The sequence below is a fragment of the Paenibacillus sp. FSL H8-0537 genome, assembly GCF_038051995.1.
In the GTDB taxonomy this organism is placed as follows: domain Bacteria; phylum Bacillota; class Bacilli; order Paenibacillales; family Paenibacillaceae; genus Pristimantibacillus.
In genome coordinates this window covers 1,271,097-1,289,493 of sequence record NZ_CP150290.1, presented here as the reverse complement: position 1 = coordinate 1,289,493, position 18,397 = coordinate 1,271,097, and the positions used below count along the sequence as shown (strand labels likewise).

The 18,397-nt window shown below is 45.1% G+C and carries 10 protein-coding genes; 3 read left to right on the top strand and 7 right to left on the bottom strand.

The window, feature by feature from the left end; genetic code table 11:
- The first annotated feature begins 52 nt into the window (after positions 1-52).
- From MHB80_RS05190 to MHB80_RS05180, 3 genes are all read left to right on the top strand, one after another.
- A complete protein-coding gene (locus MHB80_RS05190) occupies positions 53-808 on the top strand; it encodes a LytTR family DNA-binding domain-containing protein (RefSeq protein ID WP_341281180.1) in 756 nt (251 codons plus the stop codon).
- Positions 795-2,078, top strand: a complete 1,284-nt coding sequence (locus tag MHB80_RS05185; protein ID WP_341281179.1) for a GHKL domain-containing protein — start codon at positions 795-797, stop codon at positions 2,076-2,078. Before MHB80_RS05190 ends, MHB80_RS05185 begins: the two co-directional genes overlap by 14 nt.
- A gap of 141 nt (positions 2,079-2,219) precedes the next feature.
- Positions 2,220-4,286 carry a serine hydrolase domain-containing protein gene (locus MHB80_RS05180; RefSeq protein ID WP_341281178.1) on the top strand — a complete coding sequence of 689 codons (2,067 nt, stop codon included), beginning with the start codon at positions 2,220-2,222 and terminating at the stop codon, positions 4,284-4,286.
- A gap of 153 nt (positions 4,287-4,439) precedes the next feature.
- Here MHB80_RS05180 and MHB80_RS05175 read toward each other — a convergent pair whose 3' ends face one another.
- The 7 genes from MHB80_RS05175 to MHB80_RS05145 form a co-directional block, all read right to left on the bottom strand.
- Positions 4,440-8,951: an S-layer homology domain-containing protein gene (locus MHB80_RS05175; protein WP_341281177.1), complete on the bottom strand. Its 4,512-nt coding sequence runs from the start codon at positions 8,949-8,951 to the stop codon at positions 4,440-4,442.
- A 226-nt stretch (positions 8,952-9,177) separates the two neighbouring features.
- On the bottom strand, positions 9,178-10,134 hold the full coding sequence (locus MHB80_RS05170; protein ID WP_341281176.1) for a carbohydrate ABC transporter permease: 957 nt from the start codon (positions 10,132-10,134) through the stop codon (positions 9,178-9,180).
- 2 nt (positions 10,135-10,136) lie between these two features.
- Complete coding sequence (locus MHB80_RS05165; RefSeq protein ID WP_341281175.1) at positions 10,137-11,102, bottom strand: ABC transporter permease subunit; 966 nt, start codon at positions 11,100-11,102, stop codon at positions 10,137-10,139.
- A 90-nt stretch (positions 11,103-11,192) separates the two neighbouring features.
- Positions 11,193-12,884, bottom strand: a complete 1,692-nt coding sequence (locus MHB80_RS05160) for an extracellular solute-binding protein (protein ID WP_341281174.1) — start codon at positions 12,882-12,884, stop codon at positions 11,193-11,195.
- A gap of 123 nt (positions 12,885-13,007) precedes the next feature.
- Positions 13,008-14,549: a response regulator gene (locus MHB80_RS05155; RefSeq protein WP_341281173.1), complete on the bottom strand. Its 1,542-nt coding sequence runs from the start codon at positions 14,547-14,549 to the stop codon at positions 13,008-13,010.
- Positions 14,539-16,377 (bottom strand): sensor histidine kinase, encoded by a 1,839-nt coding sequence (locus tag MHB80_RS05150; protein WP_341281172.1) that lies wholly within the window; start codon positions 16,375-16,377, stop codon positions 14,539-14,541. Before MHB80_RS05150 ends, MHB80_RS05155 begins: the two co-directional genes overlap by 11 nt.
- Positions 16,378-16,396: 19 nt before the next feature.
- Entirely contained in the window at positions 16,397-17,944 is a 1,548-nt protein-coding gene (locus MHB80_RS05145; RefSeq protein WP_341281171.1) for a response regulator, read from the bottom strand.
- Positions 17,945-18,397: the final 453 nt, after the last annotated feature.

The window sequence follows — 18,397 nt, the reverse complement described above, 5'->3', positions numbered from 1 at the left end:
GTTTAGATATCGTTGTACAATGACGCAAATGGAGCTTGGGGAGGTATCCTTTATGTATAGAGTAGCGATTTGTGAGGACGAGGAGCAGCAGAGAGAGCTCGTCAGAAGCATGCTGATTGCTTTGTCGATCAAGTCCAATATCGAATTTGAAATCGTATTATTCAGCTCGGGAGAGCAGCTCCTGTCTCATTATGAGCGGGAAGAAACGCCCTTCCATATTTTAATTCTGGATATTGAAATGAATGGACTGAACGGCATTCAAACCGCTCGGAAAATAAGAGGGCTCAATCGCCTTGATGAGCAAATTGTCTTTCTGACAAGCTACCCGGAATATATGGTCGAAAGCTTTGACGTCATGACCTTTCAATATTTATTGAAGCCGGTAGCCCCTGCGATCCTTGAGGAAAAAATAATGAAGCTATGCCAATACTTTCAAGCGCTTCACAAAAAATTTCTGGTCATCAAGTCAGCCTATGATGAGGTCGTTTTAAAATATGATGATATCATTGGCATCGAGGCTGCCAAAAGCTTAAGCGTAAAGAGCAAGCTGAATTTTATGACCACACATGGTACTTATGAAAGCAAAGGCATTCTTGCCGATTATGCTTCAGCCTTGAAGGACAGCAACTTCTTGCAAATCCATCGATCCATTATTATTAATCTGCTCCATGTGAAGAAGTTTGCGAGCGGGGTTGTTCTCATGTCCAACGGTATGGAGCTGCCGATCGGACGTTCTAAAATTAAAGAAGTGAAGGATTTTTATACGAAATTTATGATCATGAGGGTTAATGAATATGATTCAAGATAACCTGTTTATTGTATTAAGCATTGCTCTTGTGATGTGCGTCCAAGTCTCTTTTTTCTTCGACTCGGTTTTTGGCAAGTCTACCAGGAAGCCTCATCGCCTCCTTTATTTCATTGTGTTTATCGTGCTGGATTCTCTGTATTTATTTTTTTATATCTCGCCTGTCGTATCCTCGGCTTTAGCGCTGCTTGTCATCTTTAGCTTGGCCCAAGCTTACCAAGTCGAGTTAAAAGCCAAAATCATTTTCACAATCCTTTATGGCGTGTTAATGACCATCGTCAATCCAATCTCGCTTTATATTTTTTATACGCTGGATTCCTTCGAATTTAGCAGCTTTAATAGCAGCAATGATCAGGATCAGCTCGCTTACACGAAAGCTACTCTACTCACCTGCATCATCATGTTTGCCGTCATTCAAATGATTCGGCTATTCGCCAAGCACCGAAGCTTCTCCTTGCATTATCGCTACTATTTACTCATTATGAGCATCCCTGTAATCAGCCTATACCAGCTTAATGTGCTGACGAGCTATAGTGAAAAGAACATTCATTATTTCATATCGGTCCTCGGATTTCTTTTCATCAATGTGATGATCATTTATATTTTTGATATGATTATTGAGAAGTTTCAATTTATGCATGAGAATGCCCAATTGCAGCAGCAGATGGACTATCAGGATGCCAATTACGAAAAAACCGTTCATAGCTTCAAATCGATTAAAAGGATCATTCATGATACGAACCAGCAGTTTTTGTACATTGAGGAATGTATTAAACGAAATGAGCTGGCGGCAGCGATGGCGCATATTAAGACAACGTTAAACAAAGTCGAAGACGCCTATCAGCGGGTAAATACCGGGAATCTCGTCATCGATGCACTTGTTACGAATACGCTGACGATTGGCCAGGCGAATGGCATACGAATCGATACGAAGCTTAATCTGAATGCCCAAGAAGTAACGATTGACCGGTATGACCTCTGTGTTGTCCTTGGAAATATGCTGGATAATGCAATCGAAGCTTCAAAACAGGTGCGAATCGCCGAGGATCGCTTCATTCTCATTCACATCCATGCCAATGAATCCGCGCTGTTCATCCATATCCTTAATGATATGGAAACGGAGGCCGCCTCGCTGCACAGCCAGAAGCCGAACCCGGAATACCATGGCATTGGCTTAACCAACATCGCAAGAATATGCGATAAATATGGGGGTCATATGACGATTGAGACGAAGCCGAAGCGATTTCATAATATGGTTATGCTGCCCTTTTGAATGAACAATCCTTAAACAATCTTGTTGTTTAGGGATTGTTTTTTTCGTTTCAGGGACATTCGCTCCATAAGCTCCTCCCTCCTTGTAACATACAAACAGGAAGTAAAATTTGGCAAGGGACTTAAGAGGAGGATTTATAAAATGAAAAAAATGATTGCTGGATTAATGGCCGCTGCGCTGTTCATTATCCCCATAACTCAGAGCTTTGCTCAGGCAAATAAGGTTGCGGCTCAAGACACGGTTAAGGAAAAGGCGCAGCAGCTCGCTTCGGGGATCGTATCCCATTACGGTGTCAGCGGGCTGCAATATGCGATTCTGGATGAGGGGGCCGTTGCCCTGTCGGGTAGCGCGGGGGTATATGATAAAGCGACCAAGGCGCCCATTACGAAGGACACGATGCTCGGAATAGGCTCGGTTAGCAAAATGTACGTTACGGCGGCAGCGATGATGCTCGCTGATGCTAAGCAAATCGATATCGACAAGCCGCTCACGACATATATCAAGGATTTTAAAATGGCCGATGAGCGCTATAAGCAAATAACACCCCGCATGCTCATGAATCATTCAGCAGGACTATATGGCTCTCACTATGAGAGCAGCATGCTGTTTGGTGACAATGATACAAGCAGTCATGATAAATTATTACTCAGATTGCAAACCGAGCGTTTAAAATCAGCTCCCGGCGAATATTCGGTATATAGCAACGATAGTTTTCAGCTGCTTGAGCAGTTGGTTGAACGAGTGAGCGGTTTAAGCTATACCGAATTCGTTGAGCAGCGTATAGCCAAGCCTTTGAATTTAAGCGCTACGAAAACACCACTCGATTCCTTCGATCGCACGCGGCTGGCAAAAACATATTTCCCTACGATGGATCAAGCTATGCCCGTCGAAAACGCTAATGTTATTGGGACAGGAGGCATTTACTCAACGGCGGAAGAGTTAAGTAAGTTTGCTGAAGTATTGATCGGCGATCATCCCGATATTTTATCCGCACAGTCGGCCAAAGCCATGCAAAGCCATGAATATCGAAAAGGAATCTGGGTTCCGGAAGAGTCCAATACTACTAACTATGGGCTAGGCTGGGATGCCGTTAGCTTGGCCCCTTTTGATGAATATGGCATAACAGCCCTTTCTAAAGGCGGAGATACAATGATGTATCACGCTGCTCTTATTGCGCTGCCTGAGCACCATATTTCCATCGCCGTGCTTTCCTCGGGAGGAAGCTCCCTTTACAATAGCGTTTTTGCAACCAATGTGTTGTTAGAATATTTAAAAGCAGAGAACATCATTCCAGACATCCTGCCAGATAAAACCTTTGAGCCTTCCGTGAAAGTCGATATGCCGGCAGATCTGCTTGCTTATTCTGGGTTTTACGGCACAGTGGGATCAACGATGGATATTGCGATTGAGGACGGAGAGCTTGCTTTACCCGCTTTATTGGGAGGATTTATACGTGAACAAAAATACGTATATACAGGCAATGGACAATTTAAAAACAAAGAAGGCAGCATAACGGTAAGCTTTGATGAGCAAAGCAATGGCAAAACCTATTTAAAGCTTAGCTCCTATTTGCAATTCCCTGGCATCGGTCAAACGCTCATGGTTGGTTATAGCTATCAAAAGCTGGACCCAAACCCTCTAACACAGGCAACGAAACAGGCTTGGGAAACTAGAAACGGCAAAAGCTACTACCCTTTGAATGAAAAAATCACTTCTATTTTTTATTTATTGCAGCCGTATTTTGTAAAGAAGATAGCTGTGAATACCGAATATGGATACGCATCAGGCACTAAAATTGTGGATGAAAATACAGCAGTCAACGCTGCTGAAATTCCCGTGATGGACGGAAGAGATGCCTTTGACCTCCATTTCTACACGTTGAAAAAGAAAGAGTATTTGATGATCGACGGCTCCTCCTTTATCCGTGAAGATGCAATCGAGCCTCTTTTCAGCGGGAAATCGTCGGTTAGCACGATACCACCAAGCGGCCATGCCGTATGGTATAAAATTGATAAGAAATCGGCAAATAAACGATTGACCGTTGATGTGCCATCAGGCGCGGGCTTTGCCGTATATGATGCAGCGGGCATGATCATCAACTTTTCGATCGCCAGCCTTGAAAAATCGGTGACGCTGCCAGCAGACGGACTGATCGTTTTCGGCGGTAAAGCCGGGGATAGCTTTAAAATTGATTTGAAGAAGCTATAAACAGCGCATGCAGTATTGACGTTAAAGCTGCTAATGCATCATAAAGACTATTCCTTAAAGAACAAAAACCGCAAAGCATTTAGCTTTACGGTTTTTGTTCTTTACAATAAATTTTTAGTTGCTATAAACCAAGCGGATTGCCAAAGCCACACATTAGTACTGGCTATAGATCCGATACAAGAATACGGCTGCTTCCGCTCGGGTTGTTAGCGCCCGGGGATTAAGCTTATTTCCAGAACCGGAGATTAGACCTTCCTCCACAAGAAGCATGAGGCTCGCTTCCGCATAAGCGGCGATATCCTCTTTGTCACTATAGGATTCCAGTGCGGTGAGATTTTGTGCAGCGCCAATTCCTTTGAATTTTTCCAGCGCACGGGCCGTCAATACCATCATTTCCTGCCGTGAGATGCTTGCCTTCGGATGGAATTCATTGCTGCCTGTTCCTGTTGCCAGACCTAGCTGCTTGGCAATGCCCAGTGCTTCATAATAGTAGGCATCCGAATCCACATCAGCGAAGTTTTCTTTAAACTCGGCTGTCAGTTCTAAAGTCTTCACCAGCAAGGCAAGGTAATCGGCACGTGTGATTGGCGCTGTCGGAGAGAAGAATTTCACCGAGGTGCCGCCGATAATCCCCTTGGAGGCCAGCACTTCAATAGCGGGTCTAGCCCATTCTACGCTGCCTAAATCTGTAAAGGTTTTGTGCACGTAAGCCACTGCGTAGGAGCTGAAATGCGACGTTTCAAAGGTCACCGTTCCGCTCACCGTATCATAACGTCCGTTTGGAACAGAGATGACGCTGCCGCTGCCATCTATATACCAAATGACGATATGCTCTGGATTTTTCAGTTCCTCAGCAGTTGGTACGTAAGGGATAGAGATTTTAACTGGCGCAGCTGGATTGTTCCACGGCGTCGTTACGCCATTCAGTCCCAGTGTAAGCTCAAGCAGCGGGCGACCGCCTACTGCTTCAGACGTTTCAGCGGACAGTTCATTCTTATCGCCTAAGCCAATCGTAATGCTTGCGATTTTTCCATTCGTTCCTGCGATGCCATGCAGCATGTTAGCTGGAATGGCTATACTTCCTGCGCGGGTCATGAAAATCAGTTCACTGCTTCCTGGCGCCCCAGACAGTGATTCTGCTGGCACTTCGAGCGTGTAGGATTGTATAGCAGCGATATTAGGTACCGTGATAACCGTTGTCTCGCTGCCAGTGAATATTTTTCCCGCCAGCTCGCCAATGGAAATGATTGCGCGCCCCGCGGTTGTATCAACCTTGACCGGCAGCGTTGGAGGCGTCGTTCCCCCGCTTCCTGTAACGGTTACAGAGTATTGCGGTGTCACCGTACTGCTTCCACCACTCCCACTTCCTCCGCTGTTTCCATTGCCACTATTACCGCCACTGCCATTGCTTGGTTGGTTTACCGTCAATGTCACGGTGTACGTGTCCGTTGAGTCTGTAAATCCATCGTTGGCTGTGAAGACCAGCGTCACAGTCCCTGCCAATGTTGGTGTATACGTGTAATTCTCGGTCGCAGCTACTGCTGCCGCACCATCCACCGACACCTTGTACGTCAAGCCATCGCCATCTGCATCTTCAAAAATGCTGGCTAGATCAAGTGTATACGGTGTATTCATCGTTACAATGGCGGCTGTCGTTGCACCCACATCTGCCTGGCGGACAGGCACTGTGTTAGCCGTGAGCTCCACCGTATAGGTGTCCACCGAATCGATTGTTCCATCGTTCGCTGTAAAGACAAGCGTTGCTTGGCCTGCTGTTGTCGGCGTGTACGTATAACTTTCCGTTGCAGCAACAGCGGCTGCCCCATCTATGGAAACCTTGTACGTCAAGCCATTTCCGTCCGCATCTTCGAAAATAGCAGCTAGATCGAGCGTATAGGACTCGTTCAGCGTTATAACAGCATTAGACGTCGCTCCTACGTTCGACTGACGTACTGGCATCGTATTAGCTGTAAGCTCCACCGTGTAGGTGTCTACTGAATCTATCACTCCGTCGTTCGCCGTAAAAACAAGCGTGTATTCGCCCGCCGCTGTAGGCGTGTACGTGTAATTCTCGGTCGCAGCTACTGCTGCCGCACCATCTACCGATACCTTGTACGTCAAGCCATCGCCATCTGCATCTTCAAAAATGCTGGCTAGATCAAGTGTATACGGTGTATTCACCGTCACAATGGCGGCTGTCGTTGCATCCACATCTGCTTGGCGGACAGGCACCGTGTTAGCCGTGAGCTTCACCGTGTAGGTGTCTGCCGAATCTATCGTTCCATCGTTCGCTGTAAAGACAAGCGTTGCTTGGCCTGCTGTTGTCGGCGTGTACGTATAACTTTCCGTTGCAGTAACAGCGGCTGCCCCATCTATGGAAACCTTGTACGTCAAGCCATTTCCGTCTGCATCTGCAAAAATAGTGGCTAGATCCAGCGTATACGGCGTGTTCACCGTCACCGTCGCTTCAACTATCGCATCCTTATCCGGCTGGCGGACAGGCAGCGTGTTCACCGCAAGCTCTACCGTATACGTGTCCGATGAATCGGTCATTCCATCGTTAGCGGTAAAGACGAGCGTTGCTTGGCCTGCTGCTGCAGGCGTATACGTATAATTTTCTGAAGCTGCTGCCGCAGCGCCATCTATGGATACCTTGTAGGTTAATGCATCTGCGTCTGTATCTTCAAAAATAGTGGCTAGATCCAGCGTGTACGCTGTGTTTAACGATACAGTCGCAGTTGTCGTTGCAGCTACTGCCGCCTGCCGAACAGGCGCTTGATTCACCGTCAACTCGATCGTATACGAATCGTCCGAAATATCTTCCCCATCACTAGCCGTGAAAACAAGCGTTACTGGAGCTGCCGTATTTGGCGTGTAGGAGTAAGCTGTGCTTGCTGCTATTGCTGCTGCGCCGTTCACCGCTACGTTATAGCTTAGCGGGTCGCTGTCCGCATCTTCAAAGATTGTGGAGAGATCAATCGTATAAGGCGTGTTTAGCATTACTTTGGCAGTGTCCGTCGCATTTACATCCGCCTTGCGATTAGGCTTGTTGTTAGGCGCTTCTATAACCGTCAAGTTAAATAGCTTTGTCCGGGTTTGCCCTCCGGATCTGCTGATTGTAGCTGTCAAAGCAACGGCATGATCATCATCAGTTGCCCTTGTCACTTGGCCTGTGCTTGGATTAATGAGTCCGCTCACCGATACACTCCATATTATGGTTGAGCCTGCGGCGCCATTTGCCGGAAGAATTAGATCCTCCGTTACATCATTTTCTGAGCTGTTCGTTCCCTTGATCGAATCCCAGGTTAAATTCACATAGTCTAAAGCTGTAGACTCTTTAGCCGTATAAGACTGCCACTGGAGAGAAGGATACGTGTACCCTTCCACAACTCTCCATACATTGTTAAAATCCCAAGTAGAGTAGGTCGCCTGCTGCATAAGCTCTGCGTCATTTTTAGCTGAGCCTGCGGCCGATGCAGCAGCACTTAAATGATAATAATAGCTGTTTGTGACATTACCGCTAGGATTATAGCCAATCAGACCGCCATTGGCATCCCTTCCGCCACTTGCAATACCCACGCTGTAGCTGTTGCTGACATCTCCCATATTCATCCCAATGAGTCCGCCTACAAATATAGAATTATCGCCGCTGGCACTTCCTGTGCTGTAGCTATTGTTAATCGATCCACCTGACTTATACCCAACCAAACCACCGGCCATTCCATCTGCATCAGCGTCTGTATTGCCTGTACTGTAGCTGCCGTTAATATTGCCTGCATTTCTGCCGACTAGCCCCCCGACAACCGAGCTATTTTTGCCGCTGGCATTACCAGAACCGGAGCTGTTATTAATGGTTCCGCTTGATGAATTGGAGCCAATCAGACCGCCCGCTGATGATGCATCTCCCGTCGTTACCGTACTGCTGCTTTCGCTATCGCTAACGGTTCCCTCGTTCATGCCAGCAAGACCGCCAGCATAAACCTGAACATTATTCGTATTTACAGAGCCGCCACTGCTGCTGCCCATGATCGTTCCAACATTCACACCGACCAGGCCGCCCGCATAAAAGTTATCAGCGCCACTCGTAATTACGCTGTTGCTTGAGCTATTGCTGATCGTCCCTGCGTTATTACCAACCAGCCCCCCTACCGAGGTAGGGTCCGTGAAAGAAATGAGACCGTTGCCCTTGCTATCCGTAACGGTTGCATTCGATGCGGTGTAGCCGACCAAACCTCCGACGTGCGCATTATTTCCTGTAGCTGTAATATTAAAATCAGCCAGTGTCATATTTTTCAGTACAGCCCCGCTACTTAATTCTGAAAACAAGCCCACAAAGTAATCTGCTGAATCCATATTCAGATTATAAATACCAAAACCATTGCCGTCGTAAATACCGCGAAAGGCCCCGAGCGGCGTCCAATTGCCCGTCAAGTGAATATCCCCTGTCTGCTGAAAATAAGCTCCCGCTCCCGGAATATTGACGTTGCTTAATTCCACCGCGCTTGATACTTTATAGGGATTCGCAAGCGTGCCGTCTCCCCCTGAGAAATTCACCGTATCTTCAGCCGCATACACCGCTTGGGGCATCCCCACAACGAACATGCTTGCAATCATACTGATGACAATAAGCATAGCGGTCGCTCTATTCCACACTCTTTTATCCATTATTCTAGCCTCCCGATTGCTTTCTTTCTCCTACTTATTAAAGAATGCCAAGGAATCAGCCTCTTAATAGCGACGCCTTAGCGTATCAATATGATTATACTAAGATCCAATAAAAGAATAATAAAAGAATGTAGGGATAAAATGCAAAAAACCGCGGAGCACTGGGCTTTCGCGGTTTTTGTTTAAGGAGTAATATTTTATTATTGGCGCTTATCGGCTCATTGCACTATTCCTTTACACTGCCTACGTTCAATCCCACCACAAAGTACTTCTGGAGGAACGGATATACAAGGAGAATCGGCACCGCTGCGACCACTGTAACCGCAGCACGAATCGATAATGGCGTTACCATTGAAATCGAATCCTTCGTCGCCCCTGCTCCATTCGCCACGGAAGGGTTACTATTGGAATTCATCGTCGAGGATAAAAGCTTCATCAGCTCGTATTGCAATGTGCTTAGCTCTTGTCTTGAGGACGTGTATAGAAACGCATCGAACCAGGAATTCCATGCCCCTACAGCTACAAACAGAGCTATGGTAGCCAAGACTGGTTTACACAGCGGGAAAATAATTTGCATGAAGATTTTGAAATCTCCCGCCCCGTCAATTCGTGCGGACTCTACAAGACTTTCAGGAAGCGTTCCAATGTAAGTTCTTATTACAATCATGTTGAACGCGCTAAGCATCGAAGGAATAATGTAAACCCAGAAGCTGTTCAGCAAATGCAAGTCCTTGATTAGAAAATATCCTGGGATCAAGCCAGCGCTGAAATACATGGTCAAAATAAAGACAAGGGTAATCGGTTTGCGGAAAACAAATTCCCGCCGGCTTAACGTATAAGCGAGCATCGTCGTTAGAAAAATGTTCAGTACGGTAGAAAGAACCGTCCTCGCCACCGAAACCCAAAAGGCGTTGTATATCGTCCCCGAAACAAAAACCGCCTTGTAGTTTTGCAAAGTCCATTCCCTCGGCCACAAATAGATACCGCCGCGAATCGTATCATTCCCTACATTTAAAGAAACGGCGATCGTATTCAGAAAAGGATATAACGTAACGACCACCAGAATCAGCATAAAAATGGTATTAAATGTGTTAAAAAGAATCGGTTCCATTCCGGAAGTACCCAAGCCTCTGCTCAGCGATCGGCCTGAAGCTTTTTTTCGACTGATTGGTTGATTTTCCATATCTATAACAGCCTCTCTTCCCCGAGTCGTTTAGCTGTCCAGTTCGCGAGCAGCAGCATCGTTATGCTAACAACTGTTTTGAAAATGCCGCCAGCTGTAGCGAGCGAGTAATTGCCTTGAGCGATCCCGTATTTCAGTACAAAAATATCTATCGTTTCTGACCAGTCGACAACTAGGCCATTTCCAAGCAAATACTGCACTTCAAATCCGGCGTCCATGATATGTCCGATCGACATAATCAACAAAATGACAATGGTCGATTTCATACCCGGCAGGGTCACATTGAGCATCTTCCTGTAGCGATTTGCGCCATCAATTTCAGCTGCTTCATACAGCGCAGGATCAATTGAAGCCAGAGCGGCCAAATAAATAATCGTGCTCCAGCCGACCTCTTTCCATATATGTGATGCACCAACGACTCCCCAGAAATACTCTCCCTTGCTTAGCCATAGGATCGGCTCATTAATCAAATGCAGCCTCATCAGCACATCATTAATGATCCCGTCGGATGCCAGCGAGGTGGCTACAATCCCGGTCACAATAACCCAAGACAAAAAGTGAGGCAAATAAGAAATCGTCTGGACCATTCTTTTCCACAATACTTTTTTTATTTCGTTTAATAGCAATGCCAATATAATCGCGGTGGCAAAGCCAAGCACCAGATTAATCAGACTCATCCCGAGCGTATTGCGTAATACGCGCCAAAAACGATCATCGCTAAATAAAAATTCGAAATGCTTAAAGCCAACCCACTTCTGCTGGCTAAAATCACGCGCTGGCTTATAGTCTTGAAAAGCCATCGTCCAACCCCATATGGGAACATAAGAAAACAAAATGATATAAAGCATGAGTGGAACAGACATAAAAATGAGTTGTTTCTGACCTTTAATGACGTTCCAGTTCATTCGTTGTTTTATTCCTTTTTTAGCATTCCGGACGGCTTTCTTCTCCAATAAAGTCTCATCCATTCATTCCCGCTCTCCCCACAAGCCTTAATTTCAGAAAGAGAGGAAGGCATGATTAATGCCTTACCTCTTGCTGATTCTCAAACGAATGTCTTATTTGCTCCAATCCTTAATTCTTTGCTGAATGATTGTATTGATTCGATCTTCATAAGCCTTAACATTGGTGTTACCAATCTCAGCGGTATAATCGTTCCAGACCTGCTCAAAATCGGCCGGTTTTGCCAAAATAGCTTTTGGAAGGAATTTGGAAGATAGTTCATTCAACTTCGTATTTGCGATTTTGGCATCTGAGCCATCCACTAAATCGATGCTCCAAGCCGGATAATAAATCTGGTTTGCTGGCGGTTCGCTGAAGAAGTCCACATAGCTGTTAAAGCCGTAAGCTGCTAGTACCTCTTTGTCGAAGTCCTTCAGACCTGCTTGATATTCCTCAGGTTGAGCTGCCCCATCCGTAGAGTTGCCGTCGCTGAAGCTGCCTTCAGTCTTAGGCAAAAACTTAAATAAGGTATCCGCTTTATTTGCTAATTTCCAAGTTGCATCTGAGAATTTATCACGCTGCTCTTGCGTCTTCATGAATCGACCATTCTCATTGACGATGTAGTCTTCTTCGACAAAGCCCCATGAGAACGTTTTTTGCCAATCCTCCGTCATAAGAGCATCCAGGAATTTAATAATTCTTTCTGGGTTCTTGGCATTAACGGTAATACCGAAGCCATTGTTTAAATTAAGCGGACCAAGGTCACGATAATAATCTTTAATGCTCGCATCGTAAACCAAAGGCAAGCCTACATAAGTTCTATTGTCTTTTCCTTGGGTAGTCAAGGAGTCCTCTGCCGCTTGGAAATTCCAGTGCTGATCAAACATCCCCAGAACCGTGCCGCTTGACAATTTAGCCATGTACTGATCATAGTTTTGTGTGAAAGTCTCTTTATCAAGAAGTCCAAGGCTATTTATTTCATTAAGCTTTTGGTAATACTTTTTGGAAAAATCTTTATTCGAGAATATTTCCGCTACTCCATCCTTTACAACAACTCCGCCATCGTTCGGGTGCCCGATTAAATGCTGCGGAGCGTTGAACAAGCCCCAGTTTCTCCAATCGCTGTTCAAAATCTCGAACCCGATGGTCGGACTGCCGTCAATCGTCGGGTATTTCTCTTTATATTTGGCAATCAAATCAAAATACTCATCAAGCGTTTTGACTTTCGGATAATTGAATTCCTTCAATACTTCCTTTTGTATCCAGAATGCAGGTCCTGAGTACCATGTACTGTTTACTTTCCCGTTAAACACGCCATAGTTCGGCAAAGTATAAATATGTCCGTCTGTAGGATCCTTCATCATGTTCCAGAAATCTGCATAATGCGCCTTAAGATTAGGAGCATGCTGTTCGATGAGATCCTCAAGCGGAATAAGGGCCCCTGCAGTAACCAGCTTCGTATTGGAGGTCATTACATCTGGAAAATCTGAGCCTGCAATCATTACGCCGAGTTTTTGCTCACTATCACCAGCGAGAAATTCAAAATTAAGTGTTGCTCCCAATTCATCTTTGATCTTCTTATACACCTTGTTATCAGGTGTCGGCTGCTGGCCGGCTTCCCCGATATAGAAACTAATTTCAAACGGCTCCACTTTTGCCGTTCCATCTCCGCCTGCTGCTGATGTTGAAGAGTTGTTGTTTTTGCCGGTGTTTGTATTATTATTTCCGCTGCATCCCGACAGAACCACGCTAAGCGACAACAGCATAACCATACTGAGCCTAAACAGCGGTTTGGACTTGCCCCCCATGTAAAGCACCTCCATCTAATTTTAGCTACATGAAATACCAATTCCTGCATGTAACCTCTCTACATTATAAAAGCGCTTTCATTATTCAACTATTGCTTAATTATAGTTTTAACCCTAAAAACTTTATAACTTATTGCTTTTATACTTATTCGGAGACATCCCCAGCCTTTTTTCAAACTCCTTCAGAAAATGACTGTAATTGCTGTAACCGACACGTTCCGCGATTTCGCAGTTTTTCAGCTTATTATGCTCAAGGAGACTTACCGCCTCAGCAATCCGAAGGTCATGGACCGATTCATTGAAGCCAAGTCCATTCTTCTTCATCAGCAGCTGACCCAAATAAACCGGATTCAAATAAAAAACTTCCCCTAGCTTCTTGATTGTAAGATTTTCGCGGAAATGCTCTTGTATATAGCCGTTGATTTTCTGCACGATACCCTGCGATTTTCGCGTCTGCTCCTTTAATAGGAGCTCTATGCTCTCTTCGCCGCATACTAAGAGCCGACTTAAAAGATCATTGAGATGGAGCACAGAGCCCGATATTTCCGGAATGCTGTATTTTCCGAGCATGGCTTCGGCTGGAGTATCGATAGTCTCCCGTACATACTCGATTATTCTATACAAGAGGTGAATGACGATTTTTTTTACAATATCGGGAGCAATAAGCGTCTCTCGGAAGCTGCTTGCAGCTGAATGCACAGCTTCCTGAAAGCTTGATTTGTGAAGCAGCTCAATCGCCCCCAGCATACCGTCCATGAGATGAATGTCATAGTGATAATGAAAGGGCTTATCCCGGATATCGCTATAATAAACAACTTCATTGTAGTCCGATTTGTAAAAGAGATATGCGATCGCTTGCTTCGCTGTTTGCAAGCATCTGCCTATGCTGAGTAAGGACGACTCTTCCATACCGGCTGCCACAAATAAACGCCGACCCGCATACCGACGCATCAGCTCGTCGATGACAAGGCAAGCTCTGTCCTCATCAACCGTTTCGATCGTATATCCGTAAACGATGCCAAAGCTGTTCTCCTCCAAGTCAATCAGAAACATAAACGGCTCTGGGGCCAGCAGCGATACGGCCGTCTCTCTCAATTCAGCGAACATGAAAGCATCCGCTTGAACGAGATAGAAATTCCATTTTTCCCTTTTGACAGATAGCGTTATGAGCGGCATTGACAGGACGGAATCCTTCGACATCGACTGCTCCGTCAACAATTCTTTGATCCAAACAACCGTTTCTTCGTATGTAGCAATCTGGTCAAAGCTTTGCTTTTCACCCTCCTGCATCAGCTCTCGGTGAATACCTTCAATTTCCATTTCAGCTTCTTCCTGAATGATAGGCTTCAGCAAATAATGATTGATTCCATACCGCATCGCCCGCTGTGCATATTCAAAATCACTGTACCCGCTCACAATCATAAAACTAACTTTTTTCGAATGGCGCTGCCGCCAGGCGGCGATCATTTCAAGCCCGTCCATTATCGGCATATTGACATCCGTCACAACCAAATCAGGCAGCTGCTCTTGGATTTGCTGTAAGCCTTCTAACCCGTTGCTGCACGTTCCACAAACCTCAAAACCTAGTTTATTCCAATCAATCCACAGCTGCATGCCTTCCAGAGCGCCCGGCTCATCATCAATTAACAGTACTTTATAGGTCATGTGTTATGCTCTTTCCTTCGTCAAAGTTGTCTAGCTGCTGGAGCAGCTTTATTGGAATTTCAAAAGATACTTTCGTCTCCTCATTCGGCTCACTCACAATATTGAAAATCACCAGTTCGTTATAATAAAGCTCCAGTCTGCGATACACATTTCGAATGCCGATACTCATATCGGGCGAGCTTTCATTGCGGATAGATATCATTATTTCCTTCAGCTTGTCAGGCTCAATTCCTATTCCATTATCAGTGATCACGACCCGGAGCCGATGATGATTAACTGAAGCGCTGATTTTAACCGTTCCCAGTCCGTATAAGGCTTGTATGCCATGCTTGCAGGCATTTTCAACAAGCGGCTGTATGCTCATCTTTGGAATTTTATAGCGCAGCGCTTCCTTATCGATATCGAATTTGAATTCAAACTTGTCTCTAAAACGAAATTTTTCGATTTTAAGGTACATCTCAATAAACATCATTTCTTCCTGAAGCGAAACGATGTCCTCTTTCCAGCTCAGTAATCGTCGGAGCAGCTTGGACAAGCTTTTAATAATATCCGTCACGTCTGCGTAGTTGTGCTTTGTGCATGCAACAAGAATAGCGTTTAACGTATTAAAAAGAAAATGAGGATTCATCTGGCTTTGCAAAAAATTCAACTCGGCCTGTACCCGCTCCATCTCCAAGCTTTTTTTCTGAATCTCCAGCTTATACACGTTGTTGAACAGCGAGTTGATTCTAGCTGTCATCAAGTTGAAATTTTGAATCAAGCCACCGATTTCATCGTGGCCCTCATCCATATGAATGAGTTCAAACTTCTCGTTCGTCACCTTCTGCATATGCCGGGACAGCCGCTTCACCCGGTAATTGTATGATCTGAGCATGACATAGATGAATAGGGATGCGATCAAGCTGACCACTGCAGCCGAAATCGCTACAAACAGCCGCATATCCAGCATGGCATTCGAAACCTGAGTCCCTTGTGGAAGTCCGATCAAACGCCATCCCTTCACATATTTGGCCCTGCCGATTGCTATCTCATGGATACCTTCTTGCTTGTATGACTCTGGCAGCTTAAATACGGGGTAAGCATCCTTGATATTCCCCCTCTGATAGCCGCTTTGGGCAGACATAATAATTTGATTATGATCATTGACCAAAAACAAATTCAAATAATCTTCTTCCCGCATGATTACATCGTAAATTTTACTAAGGTCGATATCGATTCGAAGCAGCTTGTCATACTTATTGTAGGAATCATAGTAGTTCATACGTTCGATGATGCTGAAATAGGGGACAGTTGAAACCATATCATTCACTCCAGCTGCGCGGTATGCTGAAACGATTACCGGATCGGTCGCCTTCTCCCACTGTTTGTACCATTCGCTTTTCAGCACATTATCATTGATCTTGTGGTAGTTGCCTCCCGACACAACCGATTGATTGTTTGTAAAAATACTGATGCGTGAAATTTGATTATTGACCGGTATATAGCTATTCACCCGGTTTCGAAGCTGTTCATCGAACGCTTCATAGAAATCGGCTTGATTTTCATAGGTACGGTCCAGCATTTCATACAACGTCTTATCGGTGTACAAGGCATGGCTGACAGCCACCCCGCCGTTTATATAATCGTCAATATCCTTTCTCGCCCGCTCCAACGATATTTCAACATTCTGCTCCTCGCGCGACTTGATCAAGTCAGCCATCCGGTCCATAAACAGCAGATTAATGACGATAATCGGCAGAAGAATGCCCACAAAAAAAATAAGAAGAAACTTGTAATTTAAAGGAATATCGTTCACAATTGTACCGAATCTGAATCTTCTTCCCTTCATTTGTACACCATCCCTGCCGCTATCGCTTCCTGTTTTCGAAATCCGTTTTAAATACCGAAGGCAAAACCCCAGTGTGCATTTTAAATTTATTGATAAAATAATCTACCTTCGGGTATCCGACCTGCTGCGCCACATCGGATATTTTCATCTGGGTTCGCTTTAACAGCCGCATAGCTTCCTCAATCCGCTTCTCATTCAAATACACGTTGAACGATTTCCCCGTATGCTTCTTGAACAATTGCCCTAAGTACGCTGAATTCATATGAAAATGCTTTGCCAAATCATGCAGTTGCAGCTTGTTTCGATACTCACGGTCCACATACTGGATCATATGAAATATCGTGTTATTCTCATTTTGCTGGTTTAACGCATGCAGAACGTTAGCAGTCTCCAAGCATAGGCAGCGAACATAGCCCTTCAGAGCGGGATAATCCTCCTTGCTACCCAGGCTGCCATGCTCTCTTTCCATCCCCATCATAAACGTATCCGGGTTTCCATTTTTTTCGGCCAGAAGCCTGCATATCGTCAATTCCAGATCGGCTGCATAGGCCCTAGCCACTTCGATATCCGGCAGATCGCCAGCAGCAATCGAATCGAATGCCTCTTCTACGCAGCTTTCGATGGCTGCGAAGCTTCCCTCGGCCACAATCTCCGGCAGCTGTCTGAATTTGAGCTTGGACACGACATGCTGCTGGTTTCTCTTCTCAACCTCGTGAAAATAAAACACTCCGCTTTTGCCTTGGGTTCGCTTCTGCTTCCAAACTTGCAGCGCTTGCAAATATAACTCTCGTATTGCCCGAATCCCTTCCCCTCTATCACTGATAGCTATAATGACAGGTTGCCCCAGCGTAATCACCAAATTCGTTTGAAGCAGAAGGACCTTTTCCTGAAGCTTTCCGTCCGCATTCGAAGAAGATTCAATGAGCAGCCCCGTTCTTCCCATGCTGTCTTGGAAGGAACATGCGATGTCCTGTGAAAAAACGCCTCCCACCTGATACCTCAAATCGAGAGAGAACGGGAGCGTGTCAATCAAGATACACCTTAACTCCCCGGACTTTTCTTGAAGCTGTAGCGAAAGACGGACTTGCTGCTCTAAATCCGTATTATATTCACCTTGAATGAGACGGTTAACCATATGATTGAAGGCAAAATAATGCTGTTTCAAGCGATTTTTCTCATCTGCTTCCTTCTCCTGTAAATGTTGGTTAAGCTTGACCAATAATGCCTCGATCTCCTCATCGTCAATTGGTTTAAGCAAATACTCCGCTACCCGTTGACGTGTTGCCGCGAGCGCATATTGAAAATCATCATAGCCGCTTAAAATAATAAATTTAGGAGGATGGGGAAGCATCCGATTCGTCTTCTCAATCAACTCCAAACCGTTGATCACCGGCATCCGGATATCCGTGAAGACCAACTCGGGACGCAGCTCCTTAATAAGCCTCAACGCATCCGGACCGTTTAATGCTTCTCCGCAGACTTGAAAGCCATAGCTTTCCCAATCAATCATCATTTTCAGCCCTTCTATGACCCCTGGTTCATCATCAACCAAAAGCACGTTCCACATAACCTCACCCCTATCTATGAGCGCATTCATTCGGTTTGATGTAATCAGAATAAAAGTAAGATATTTCGTCTCCGTTGCATAAAAAAACCCCTCCATTCATTCTTCATCTAGGTTACTATGTTAAGTAAACTAGACTTAGAACTCATTTCAGGGGCCTGAGAGGTATGAAAATATTTATCATCCATGAGCTTCTGGTTGCCGCCTCCTTTCTAGATAATTATAAAATGTAAGCGATTACAATACAACATGATAAATTATAGGCTTAATCCCCTATATTATGTATTCTGTATTCATTCTTTCGTTCTTCTTGATCTTGGTCGGTATATAGGCCTCCACTCCGCCATTATTAATAGAATTATATCAATATCCAATAAAAGAATAATAAAGGAATTTAGGGAAAAAATAAATATAAAACCGCGGAGCACTGAGCTTTCGCGGTTTTATTTTTATGAG